The 12,189-nt window shown below is 35.7% G+C and carries 14 protein-coding genes; 12 read left to right on the forward strand and 2 right to left on the reverse strand.

What is annotated here, in order from left to right; genetic code table 11:
- Positions 1-192: 192 nt before the first annotated feature.
- The gene (locus DW657_RS01895; RefSeq protein WP_158577301.1) at positions 193-1,095 is read right to left on the reverse strand and encodes an IS3 family transposase; all 903 of its coding nucleotides are present in this window, start codon (positions 1,093-1,095) and stop codon (positions 193-195) included.
- A gap of 2 nt (positions 1,096-1,097) precedes the next feature.
- Positions 1,098-1,535 (reverse strand): transposase, encoded by a 438-nt coding sequence (locus tag DW657_RS01900; RefSeq protein ID WP_089543290.1) that lies wholly within the window; start codon positions 1,533-1,535, stop codon positions 1,098-1,100.
- A gap of 74 nt (positions 1,536-1,609) precedes the next feature.
- On the opposite strand from DW657_RS01900, the gene DW657_RS01905 reads away from it, so the two are divergent.
- The 12 genes from DW657_RS01905 (at position 1,610) to DW657_RS01955 (ending at position 12,187) form a co-directional block, all read left to right on the forward strand.
- A complete protein-coding gene (locus DW657_RS01905; protein WP_118311209.1) occupies positions 1,610-1,867 on the forward strand; it encodes a hypothetical protein in 258 nt (85 codons plus the stop codon).
- Between the two features lie 182 nt (positions 1,868-2,049).
- The gene (locus tag DW657_RS01910) at positions 2,050-3,333 is read left to right on the forward strand and encodes a metallophosphoesterase (RefSeq protein ID WP_118311210.1); all 1,284 of its coding nucleotides are present in this window, start codon (positions 2,050-2,052) and stop codon (positions 3,331-3,333) included.
- The gene (locus tag DW657_RS01915; RefSeq protein ID WP_118311211.1) at positions 3,333-4,274 is read left to right on the forward strand and encodes a hypothetical protein; all 942 of its coding nucleotides are present in this window, start codon (positions 3,333-3,335) and stop codon (positions 4,272-4,274) included. The genes DW657_RS01910 and DW657_RS01915 overlap by 1 nt, the downstream gene beginning before the upstream one ends.
- Before the next feature lie 4 nt (positions 4,275-4,278).
- Positions 4,279-5,172, forward strand: a complete 894-nt coding sequence (locus DW657_RS01920; RefSeq protein ID WP_118311212.1) for a hypothetical protein — start codon at positions 4,279-4,281, stop codon at positions 5,170-5,172.
- A gap of 9 nt (positions 5,173-5,181) precedes the next feature.
- A complete protein-coding gene (locus DW657_RS01925; RefSeq protein WP_233546590.1) occupies positions 5,182-6,036 on the forward strand; it encodes a hypothetical protein in 855 nt (284 codons plus the stop codon).
- Positions 6,033-8,018: a hypothetical protein gene (locus DW657_RS01930; protein WP_118311214.1), complete on the forward strand. Its 1,986-nt coding sequence runs from the start codon at positions 6,033-6,035 to the stop codon at positions 8,016-8,018. The genes DW657_RS01925 and DW657_RS01930 overlap by 4 nt, the downstream gene beginning before the upstream one ends.
- Before the next feature lie 32 nt (positions 8,019-8,050).
- Positions 8,051-8,263: a hypothetical protein gene (locus DW657_RS01935; RefSeq protein WP_118311215.1), complete on the forward strand. Its 213-nt coding sequence runs from the start codon at positions 8,051-8,053 to the stop codon at positions 8,261-8,263.
- A 112-nt stretch (positions 8,264-8,375) separates the two neighbouring features.
- The gene (locus DW657_RS18550; RefSeq protein WP_255415890.1) at positions 8,376-8,504 is read left to right on the forward strand and encodes a hypothetical protein; all 129 of its coding nucleotides are present in this window, start codon (positions 8,376-8,378) and stop codon (positions 8,502-8,504) included.
- Positions 8,505-8,542: 38 nt separating this feature from the next.
- Positions 8,543-8,737 (forward strand): hypothetical protein, encoded by a 195-nt coding sequence (locus DW657_RS01940; protein ID WP_118311216.1) that lies wholly within the window; start codon positions 8,543-8,545, stop codon positions 8,735-8,737.
- A 105-nt stretch (positions 8,738-8,842) separates the two neighbouring features.
- Entirely contained in the window at positions 8,843-10,780 is a 1,938-nt protein-coding gene (locus DW657_RS01945) for an AAA family ATPase (RefSeq protein ID WP_118311217.1), read from the forward strand.
- The gene (locus DW657_RS01950; protein WP_118311218.1) at positions 10,758-11,732 is read left to right on the forward strand and encodes an HNH endonuclease; all 975 of its coding nucleotides are present in this window, start codon (positions 10,758-10,760) and stop codon (positions 11,730-11,732) included. The genes DW657_RS01945 and DW657_RS01950 overlap by 23 nt, the downstream gene beginning before the upstream one ends.
- A gap of 110 nt (positions 11,733-11,842) precedes the next feature.
- Positions 11,843-12,187, forward strand: a complete 345-nt coding sequence (locus DW657_RS01955; RefSeq protein WP_147381869.1) for a hypothetical protein — start codon at positions 11,843-11,845, stop codon at positions 12,185-12,187.
- Positions 12,188-12,189: the final 2 nt, after the last annotated feature.

A 12,189-nucleotide genomic window follows, 5' to 3' on the forward strand; every position in this document is an offset into this window, starting at 1 on the left:
AGGATGGTTAAACTAAATATGTTACTATCTATTTTTCTTATCACTAAATGAGTTACGCATTTTTAATTTTATCACTATATGGGTTGTCAGCGAATCCCCATTATACCTAACTAGGTTACTCTTTTTAAGGAGCTATCCCTAGAAAGGTTACGGTGATGATATTCTTTCAAATGCAAAGATACACATTTTCAACTAATTAGAAGAATTTTCCCAAGGATTTTTCCACATTTTCTGCTGTGGCCCCGCTTGAGTATGTGCAACAGATGGTGTTTGATTACCGATACTCATATGCGGTCTTTCGTCGTTATAAAACGCAATAATCCTGGTCAGTTCCTTCTTACATACTTTACGAGTAGGAATTGTCATCCTATAAAGCCATTCCGTTTTTAAAATGCCGTTTGCACGTTCTGCTATGGCATTCTCCAAAGGATCTCCTGTTTGAGTCATACTTATTTGTGAGCCATGACTTTTTAGGATAGACACATAATTCTGACTGCAATACTGGCTTCCTCTGTCAGAGTGATGGATGAGTCCTTTTGCAGTTTCTTCATCAATGCTTTTATATGCCATTTTAAGCGCTTCTAATGGATATACAGTTTCTAATGTTGGACCAACAGCCCATCCAACGATTTTATGGGAATACAGGTCTGTTATAAGCGAGAGGTAGCACACACCTTCATTGGTTTCAACATAGGTGATGTCACTTGCCCAAATCTGGTTCGGATGGGTAGGAACTACTCCCTTAATCAAGTTTGGATATTTGCGGTAATTATGGTCGGAATCTGTTGTCTTATAGCGCCTACGGCGCTTTATACGCACCATGAGCCCATGCTTACGCAGCATCTCAATAAATGCGTCACGACCAGGGAAGCAGCCTGTATCCTCAAACATCTGTTTCAATATGGCATGCAACTTTACAGCTCCTAAGCCAGGATTTGACTTACGATACTCACGTGCCTTTTCAATGATGATAGACTCAATGACATCTTCAGCAAAGCCGTCAGAGACATTGCGCTTATTATATGCTTGCCGGGTGAAACCAAACAGCCCACATAGAGTGCCTAAACCTTGGCTCTGGCACTCTGTGCGGAGCAAGCTTACTGTTTGGTACCAGATTTTTTTCTCACAGGAATATTGAAGGTTTCTTCTGCGAGGTCAATCATGGTGGAGAATGCCTTAGAGCGAAGCTTCTCTAACTCCAAAGCCTTGCGGAGACGCTTAATCTCTGCATCTTTCTCTTTCAACTGTTCATTTGTTGTCTTTGCCATATCGTCACGGTTTTGGTCTTCTGGCGGCAAAGATAACAAATCTTTTTCATTTAAGAACTTATCCATCCAAGAAAATAGCACTGTACGACTGCTTATATAGTATTTCTTGATGATTTCTTCTGCTGGGAGCCCACTCTCCATATACTCTCGAACTATCATGATACGATCATCATCTGTAAAAGAGTAGCTATTCAACTCTACCTCACGGGTCTCAAACCAACCAGTGTCCTCATTATACACACGTTCAATTCTTGTCTTACGTTTCATTGTCACTTCTGTTTGTTCCTAAGTGACAACCTTTTTCAGGGAAGTACAGTATAAATATTTGTAACTGAGTAATTATGTATACATTTTTAGATAATATGTTCAAGGTGCTCAAAGTGACAGCCAATAATGAACAACAGAAAGATTTGGCGGCTTTGGCGATTTGTGGGAACAATTTGGAAGCTATTGCGGTTCTGCAAAAACTTCATCAGTATTGTGTGAATATTGGCGACTTACAACATGCAGAAGAAATTCAGCAAGAGATTGTTAGACTCCATAATGAAATTTCACAAGAGGTATTGGAAAAGGCATTGAGAAATAGAAATAATATATAGGTATAAGTGGCAATAATGCTGAATCTATAATGTTGCTTCAAAATGCTGATAGGTGTAACTGCTTGTAATATAGTGGGGATGCTGTGTTGGTGATATTCTATCTTTGTGATGTGTTTCGCAGAATCAAGAATACAGCAAAGGACATTTACAAGAGATATAAGGGTAAAAAATAGAATGAAATAATGAAAATATTACGCATATTACAACTTTCCGATATACATTGGAAGAAGCAGCTTGATGCTGCTGATGACTATACAGACATAAGGGACCAAATGCTACAAGATTTGGAGTATTATTGTAAAGGTACAGGTAATAGCTTTGATAAAATTCTCATTTGCGGAGATATTGCATTCAGTGGTTCTGTAGATGAGTATAAACGGGCTAATTCATTTATCAGAGAACTGTGTAAGACCGTTGCTTGTAAAAGCGAAGAAGTTTATACCGTCCCTGGCAATCATGACAAGAATGTAAATGAACATCCCAAATGTGTGAGAGAATTCATTCATCAAGCTATATCTAACCGCGGAAATGATTGTGATTGGTGGTGGAATAAAATGATTGATGAAGATTTTTCTTTCATCAAGAAATTGTATACACCTTTTAAAGAATACAATCATTTCTGCAATGATGAGAGAGACAATGCTGAACCTTTTATGCTAGGAGCTTTAGAAATGGATGTTGATAGACATAATGATGCAGACATGTTTTGGCATTCAGAATTTGAAGATGACCTCGAAGGATATCACGTCAATTTGTATGGTGTGAACTCAGCCCTGATTAGTGACTTAAATGATTATGACACAGATCCCAATAGAACAAAGGGACATCGTCTTTTCCTTCCCCAAATAGCATATCGTGGTGCAAAATGTAAGGATGGTATCATAAACATACTAATGTGTCATCATCCATTAGATTTCTTGCTGAATAAAGATACAATAGCCAAAGACTTGGATAAAAGGTATGCTTTGCAGTTATATGGGCATGTTCATATAGCCAACAGTGATATTAATAACAATGCAGTGCACATATACTCAGGCTCTTTAAACCCTGGAGATGTGAATGATAACACATATAAACCAGTCTATAATATCATAGAACTCTCCATAGAAAAGCATGATAATGAAAACGATGTGTTGAAAGTGGATTTGAGGGTTCAGAAGTATGATGGGGAACAATTTGTGAAGGATGAAGAACAATCCAAACCATTCAAAGTTACATTGAAAAAACATGATTTATGGAAGGATGCTAATAAACCTGCGGTAGTTATCGGACAGAGACTTCCAGATGGCCTATCCAAGCGTGATGTTAGACACAAGTTTAAACAGTGTCCAAATTCAAAAGAGATAATACAAAAGATGTACCCAAAGATTGATTGTACAGGCTCTGCCTATATGAGAAATCAAGTGTTCTTGGAAAAAATCAGGGAAGACAACAGGTGGGTTGAACTTTATAAAATGATAAAGTGATGAATAATGTACTAAACAATATTCTCATGCAATGTGGTCTTATTGTACCACTTGAAGAGACTGAAACAGACGTATTGGCAAAAGCCTGTTCCGAATACATTGGTAAAGAGTCGTTCTCATTCGATGATTTCGAGGAATTGGTCGATTGCTATGTTATGAATCGGGAATGTAATGAGTTGAACGATTTCGTGGCAGAATACATTTCAAGCAATGGCTTGGGTAACTATAATTTTCCCAAACGTATAAAATGCGCACTTGTTTTCTATTGCATCTATTTGGCTATAGAAGAATGCGAAGATGACAAGGAAACAGCATTACGATCTTTATCGTTGCAAAACGTTATGATTCAAGTGCATGGAAATTGGGAAAAATTAAATTATCAAGATGTACTCTATAAGCTATATTTTAAATATAATCAATATGCAGAGGGAGAAGTAATCGGTGAAAAGAAATATCCAAGAGACTTTGTTCAATCAATGTTTATTGATAGTTTTCGACAGGGTGAGACTATCTCCGAGGATATGTCTGATAAAATTCAGTCTTTGGCATTGATGGCCTGGGATTCAGAAATGTCGCAATTCATAAAAGGATTAACGGAAACGAATGATTTCTTGAAAATACAATTGATATTGGAACATTATTTTATCAATAAGCCGCAGATACCTCAAAAAGAAAATTTTATAGAGTTAATGCAACGTGTTTTTCCACGTGGCGGAAATGGACAAAGGCAAAAGATAGAGAAAATTCTTAAAAACTTGGCGGAAACGGACGTATGCCTTGTTGATGAAATCAGATCAGATTCATCTTTGCTATTGCATGAAATTGAAAATGCAAGGGATAATGAATATGGTGATTATCTGAAAGACTTCGAACTGAGTCCAAAAGAGTTCTTTGTTTATCTCTATCATGAACTGCTATTAGAGGATTTGTTAAAAGATTAAAGTAATGGAAGACAAAAAAGATATTTTAGAAAGTTTGGCTGGCGTTACACGACCAAAACAAACTGATGATATCATAGATAATGCTGTTACGCAATCTGCGCAGTATTATTGTGATGCGCTGACAGATGAAAACGTAAATGATGTTTTGGGAGATTGTGATACGCATCTTATAACATTGGTTGGCTTTTCCGAAGTTGGAAAATCAACATTTGTGGCTTCTTTGTATCATAAAGTTATGTCTACAGGAGAAATTGATGGATACAAGTTTATAGATTCTGATACTTATATCGGATTTGAACGCAGGGCGTATATTCGGAATGAAGATTTGAAAACTTCTAAGCGAAATTCTAGAACAACTACATTGGAAGGTCAGTTTTTGACCTTGACACTATTAAAGAATGCAAAATTAAAGAAATTGATTATTTCTGACCGTGCTGGAGAAATGTATAAAAATAACTATAAGAATAACTTGTCTGATGTTCAGAAAGACAAAGGACTTATTAATTCTCACCACATAGTTTTCTTTGTGGATTCTTCATCAATTAATAATGAAGATGATTACGGCGATTTTTGTGATGAATTTCAGTTGTTACTTGGACGCATGGCATCTGCTGGTGTTTTTGCCATTTCAAAAGTGTATGATATAATTTATAACAAGATTGAATTGAATTCAACCGATGAAGAAAAAGCATTGTACACAAAGCAAAGTCAAGAATTGGAGAATATGCTGAAGAATGATTATGGTATCAATCTCTTGAATAGGTTTGAGATTACAGCAAACAACATGCAAGACAAAGAGTTGAATCATGTCTTTGACTATTTTGTAAACACCTTGAATGGTCAAATTATATGTCAACAAAAAGAAACGAATTGGGTACAAACATTGTTGAACGAATAAAAAGAAAGTATGAGTGTTACAAAATGTATGATAGCAGGATTGCCAGGTTCGGGCAAGTCTACATATATAGGTGCATTATGGTATTGTCTGATGCATCCAGAAAAAGTCGGTAATATAAAATTAGTCGCTGATAAGATGAATCTTGCAAATGATCTTACAGTGCTAAACAGATTGAGTGAAGCTTATAAGAATATGAAGCTTATAGACCGCAATTATTCTAATCAAAATGAGACCGTTCTGATAAATCTTAAAGAAGCTGGTTCTGATAAAAAAATCCAAGTGGAAATACCTGATTTTCTTGGAGAAAACTTTCGCGATTTTATTGTTTTTAAAGAGTCTGAACTTGTTTCTAAATGGTTGAAGGATACAGATACCTTAGTATATTTTATGAACGAAGTCATTCCGCCAGAATTCGAAGATGACCATGGTCCAGAAGATGACGAAGAACCATTGCCTGCTAAAGATATTGCTCCATTTACCATTACAGATATTTCCGCTGTAGCAATGAATATCATGGTATTGAAATCTCTGTTGAGCAAAAAGAAATTCAGAAAAGTCGTAATTGTACTTTCTTGGTGGGATGAAAATACTGCAAATGGAACAATACCAAAAAATCCAAAGGATTATCTTAGAGATGAATCGCCAGCATTATATAATTTCATAGAATACTATATTCCAAATGCTGATATTATTGGTTTGAGTTCACAAGGTTTGGAGTATCCAAAAGAAAATGAAGAAAGCTACGAAGCAACAAAAAGGGAAATAAAAGCGAAAACAAGAGAAGGTAAAAGATCTTTTGTTGAGGTTGGAAATGATATTATACACGATTTGTCTTTACCATTATATTTACTTATAAAGGAATGATAATAGAACAGACTTTACACGGCTATAACAAAGGACATGGATTGTTGGCGAGTTCATTTCCAGTAAAACCTAATGATGATTCTTCTTTGATGTCAGTCCTAAGTGATTGGACTGGCTATAGAGATGAGTTAGGAGGAGACTCGTATATGACATTCTATCCTCTGTCTAATGGCGAAAAGTATGCATTTGCCAAAACTTGGTATGCCGAGGAAATGGAACGTCCTGGATGTGTCTGGACGCATACACTTATTGTTGACTTAAAAAAGGTGGATAGGAATTTTGACTTTAGAACTCTGGAAAATTATTTCAGACGACCTCTAAAAGACAAATATGACTTCTATCACCAAAAAATAGAAATAGACACCTTTGAGAATGGAAACTCAAATGCTGTGTTTGAGCAATTCGATGATACTTCTTTGATGGTTCTCTATTTATTGTTGCTTGGTAACAATAAAAATCTATTTATATACATGGATAAAGACCACGGGATATACGATGCGTTGTGCTTTTATCTACTGCAATATATGCCTTTGGATATGCTGAAAAACATTGAACTGAGTACAGGTTCTGTTTCTAACAGAAAAATTGGAGATATAGACTTTTCTATACAATTCACAGACAATACAGCCAATATATCTTTGTCTAATGCTCCATGGAACGGAAAATTTGATAAGACGAACTTTTATGTTGGATTGCAATATATCTTTGAACAATCAAAAACATTAAATGACCCATTTCCTAGTTTGATAAGGCTTTTTCGTGAGGATATACGTGAAGATAAAGATAAGCTCATGGCTTTTGCTGTATTAATGAAAAAACTTGATACAGCTTTGACGGAGAATGTTGGGGCAGAACAATATGCGGAGGTTCTTCATTTGTTAGAGGAATCTTTTCCAAATATATATGATGGAGTTCGATTGAAATGTAATTTCTTGTCAAAAAAAATCTCCAGTTTATATGGGACAGAAAAAGATTATCTCTATCAAATCGCATCATTGAAAAATGATTCTTTTTTATACCCAGAAGAAACACAGTTTGAAAGTCGTTTAATGGAGTTGGATAAAGAGAACCATGCAGGTTACATAGATTTAATCACCAAGATTGCAGCATTAGCTCACCCTAATGACACCGCTTGTAAAGCCTTGCTCTATGCCATTAATAATATGGAAGAGCAAGAATTGCTTAATCTCATAGACAAAGAATGGGAAAAATTATTGCCTTTTCTTAGCTCTAACGATAGATTCTTTGAATCAGGTATGTGGCTTAAAGTTTCGAATGATAAATTTAATACCATATTTTTACTGTTTAGTCAAAAACTATCTGATAAATTCATATATTGGGATGGATTGCTGAATAAGGCTATTGATGCAGAAGCTCTTGTTGGTGAGGATGTCTCAAAAAAAATCATAGAGAAAGCAAAAGATGCCGTTAGCATTATCTTTGAAGCTGCAAATAGTGGTAGCCACCATTTTGTATCTCCTTTTTTATTGCAGGCTTGTTTGTTAAAAAAGCAAGATATATTCATATGGATGAACTCGCAAGAAACCATTAATGAACGAGTTGAGCAATTCTTGTTATATAAAATAGAGCCGAATGATTATGATTTGAAAAGTAATTCTTCATCAGTGTGGAAAGCTTTTTTGAATCAAGACAATGAAAATAAGAACATTGATTTCTATATATACCTATATATTCTTGCACACAATTGGCATGATGTTATAGCGATAGAAATGCTTAAGCATAGCTTTTATCACATATATATTGCTTTAAGCAAAAATCAGTTGGACGAAAAATATTGGAATAGAATTAGTTGCTTTACTTCTATATCCTATTTTATAGATAAATGGGATAAATGCAAGATACTGAGTAGAGGATTGGTTGATTATCTAAAAAATACAAGTGTAGACATTAGAGTACTGAAAGAATTTACTCCAAATAAGAAAATCAATGAGCGTTTAGTACACTATTGGAAGAAAAGCTAATTTTAAGAAGTATAAGCATATCCCTAAAAATTATGGAACAAAGAAATCCACAACCCAAATCATTCCTCTGGCATCTCGACTTCGAGCCATTCACCTGGCACATCTTCTACGGTGGACAATGTCCGCCATTCGTTACCGAAGAGAACAAGGAGGCATGGCAATGTTATCTGAAAAAAGTTATCAAGAAGCATCGTGAGTATTCTTTTGCATTTGCACCCGGAATCACGAAAGCCAAAGTTGGTTAATGGGTGTTAAGATGTACTAGTAAGTTTCCTAGATATTCTCTATTCACCGATTCTGTCCTTCGCCTACCCAACATTCTTTCTTGATTCCATTAAATTCAAAAATGTTAATAATATGGATAAAGAACTGTGTTTTGGCGTAGATGTCTCCAAGAAGACACTTGACCTTGCTTATTATGATGGTGAAACAATTGATTGGAAGAATGGTAAATCACCGTTAGCCCGTATGGCGGTACCTATATAATATATTACCTTTGCATCCGTAATCAAAACAGTTTGATAATGGAAACAAGGGAATATTTCGAAAAAGTGATGCAGGATTACAACCAAAACCATAAAGGTCGTAGCTTGCGCAAGTATTGTAAGGGTGAGGCTGTGGATTATGACTGGCTCATTGAGCTTAAGAAATCATATCGTTCAAATAAGCTTCAACCAAATGAAAACAAGAAGTTAGGCGAAGGATTATCAAATAGCTGAGATATTTGGTGAGAACTTCCAAGTACCACAATCGTATAGATATATCAATAATATCAAGACGATAAGAGTTCTTACTAGTCTATAAGCAAAGCTAATAATATTACAATGACATACAATTACCGAAAAATAAGACTACTTGGCTTGACCATAAAAGATGGGTGTAATCCTAAGCTGACAAAAACGTTGGCTACAGGTTACTATCCTTTTTACACAGATGAACTCAGTGATGCTTTCTTCCTGCGGAATGTCAGCGTCACTGCTATCGTGGGCATGAATGGTGCTGGCAAATCATCACTACTAGAGTTGATGTTTCGTATGATAAACAACTTTAGTGCCTGTTTGGTCGGGAATACAATCAGACGTAATGGAGCTGATGAAATCTATTTTATTCCTGGCATTAAGGCTACTCTTGATTACGAAATAAGAGGCATGAAGGGTACATTGATTTGTGATGATGGAATTGTGGCATTGGTTTATGGTGATAAGAAATTCTTTTTGTCTGATCCTGACTTGACGATGATAGATGAATATCGGGATTTCGAAGTTTGCTACAAGCCCAAAACTGCAAAGAGAAGCGAGATAGCAAGTTGCTTTTTCTACACCATCGTCATGAATTATGCCTTACAAGCTTATAATTCTCTGGACTATCAAGACGAAAAGGCAGAGCATTATCAAACAGACCATCTAATTGGGGCAAGTTCGAATGGCAACTGGATGAACAGCATGTTTCATAAGAATGATGGATATACTTCGCCTATTGTCTTGAATCCATACAGAGATCAAGGTGTTATTGATATGAAGACGGAGACAGCTTTGACCAAAGACAGGCTTGCAGGTATTCTTGTTGAGGCAAAGAGAAAAAATCGAGAATTCATAGATGGCTATCAACTTTTGCGCATTGTTTATGCGTTTAATCCATATAGAGTGATTGCTAAGTTGCCTGAAAAATTTCACGAAAAGGATGTAACACAGGTAGAGAACTCGTTTAGGATACTTTATGGAGAGGAGAATTCTTTTGTAAAACTTGTTTTGGATGCATACGGATATTCGTTTGCAAATTCTAACTATATGTCTGCTTATGGATGTATTTATCTTATCTATAAGACCTTGACAATCCCATCAAAATATCCAAGTTACGCAGAATATGCCTCAGTAGTTGATATTGAAAAGATTGATGGTTTTTTAAAAGATGAAAATGAAAAGAAAGACTTGGTCCATCTTATCACAGAAATAAAGAAAGACAAATCTCACATCACAACGAAAATCAGGCAAACCATTCATTTCTTGGATGCCTTTGACCAAGACATTTGGGCAGAGAACAAATTTACTTATGAGTTTTATGAAGATTGGTTAAGGATGGACAAGAAGAACACTTCTCTTGAAGCGACAATGGAGCTGATGCCACCTCCAATCTTTAACTCGGAGATTATCATGAAAAGAGATAAGGACGAAGCGGAAATTCCTTTTTATAAACTCAGTTCCGGTGAAAGGCAATTCTTGTTCTTGATGAGTTCTGTCATCTATCATGTGATGAACATAAAATCAGTGCCAACTTCTCGTATCGCTTATCGATATGTGAATATAATTCTTGATGAAGTGGAGCTTTGTTTCCATCCTGAATACCAAAGAACATTCTTGTATAAGCTTTTGCAGTCTATCCAAAGATTGCATTTGAATACATATTGTGGCTTTAATATCATTATTACGACCCATTCTCCTTTTTTGCTTTCTGATATACCTCAGAGCAATGTGCTTTACTTGGAAGATGGTCATGTTGTGGATAAGAGCTATATGCAAAATCCTTTTGCTGCAAATGTAAATGATATTTTGCGACAGAGTTTTTTCTTGAAAAATGGCTTTATGGGTGAATTTGCCAAGCAGAAAATCCTAAAAGTAATAGATAGTTATACGAAGAAAAAACTTGATACAAATGAGTTTAAGGAAGCTGTGGAGTTATTGACTCTAATTGGTGAACCATTGTTGAAAAACAAGCTTTCGACATTTATGGAGGATAAGGGCGATGAGAAGAATACTAATAGATGATAGAGTTAGAGGTATAGCTATGTCTTTTAAGAAATTTCTTGAAAATGGTTTAGGTAGTAAATATAAGTCTCCTAAAACACACTTGGGAGAGTTGGCTAATAATCCTCTACTTAATCCTCAGCAAAAGCAATATGTTCAACTTGTCATCAGTGAATGGGACAACTTGATAGTATTGGAACCACCCTTCGATAACACTATTAAAAAGTTTGAAACCTTATTTCCTGCTGATAAGATTTCAACTGAGCAGTTTGGAATTGACTCTAAATCCCCCAAGTTCCTTTATAGGGAAATAGTAGAGGCAATGCGATATGATTACGTGCAAGAAAGTGTCTATCCTAAAATTATCAATCAGCTTGGTATCAAGACTTGCGTCTATTGTAATGCTCAATATGCTTTTTCTTATGATAATGGTCGGAATAGTTTTCGAAATTATGAGATAGACCATTGGATGCCTAAGAGTAAATATCCTTATTTATGCACTTCATTTTTCAATCTTCAGCCGAGCTGTACCAAGTGTAATAAATTGAAATCAAACAAGGATGATATTCTTCCTTTTTGCTTATTTACGGATGATAAAAGTAAATTAAACCCATTTGATTTTTCAATACTTCATGTGTCGTGTGCGCAATATTTAGCTACACATGACCGGGATATGCTAAGGATTATATTTTCATCGAATGAACCTGGTTTGAAAGATAATATGGATGCCTTGTTTCATATATCTACTCAATATCAAGCGCATAAGGAAATGGTGGAAGAGTTGATATGGAAAGAACAAATCTATAATAGTACCATCCTTGATATTTACAAAGACAACTTTAAGCAATTGGGGTTTAAGCAGACAGACTTTAATCGCTTTATCTTGTCGAATTATGATAAGGACGAAGACATTCTAAAGCGTCCTTTTGCAAAGATGGTGCAGGATATAGCCAAACAATTAGGAATCATTTAAACATATAGAAATATGTTATCAATATTAGTTTCTAAGATTATATCAACGGAATCCTTTCCGTTAATCAGATATTCGAGAATAAGGGAAAGACATATACCTATCTCACCCCAGTGTCTTATTTGACTGCTCTCGACAATAAGGAGCTATTCTCGCAGCTGGATGGTATCTTTGCGGATGGCGGGTTGTTGGTGAAAGCCATCAAGATGGTGTATGGCAAACAAGTGACTCGCCGAAGCTTCGACATGATTTCTATGGATCCAGAGTTGTTTGCTTACGTTGCCAAGCATGGAAAGACTATCTATATCGTGGCTTCGAAGCGGGAGCAGGTGGAGAAGGCCGTGGAGATATTTCGTGATGACCGATGGCTCTTTGTAATTTCTCTTTCATGCGTGCAAAAGTACAACTTTATGCTGAAACTACAAAAGATTCCGCAAGGGGTCGCCAACATACGGTAAGC

It is taken from the genome of Prevotella sp. AM23-5 (genome assembly GCF_003473645.1).
Taxonomy (GTDB): Bacteria; Bacteroidota; Bacteroidia; order Bacteroidales; family Bacteroidaceae; genus Prevotella; species Prevotella copri_A.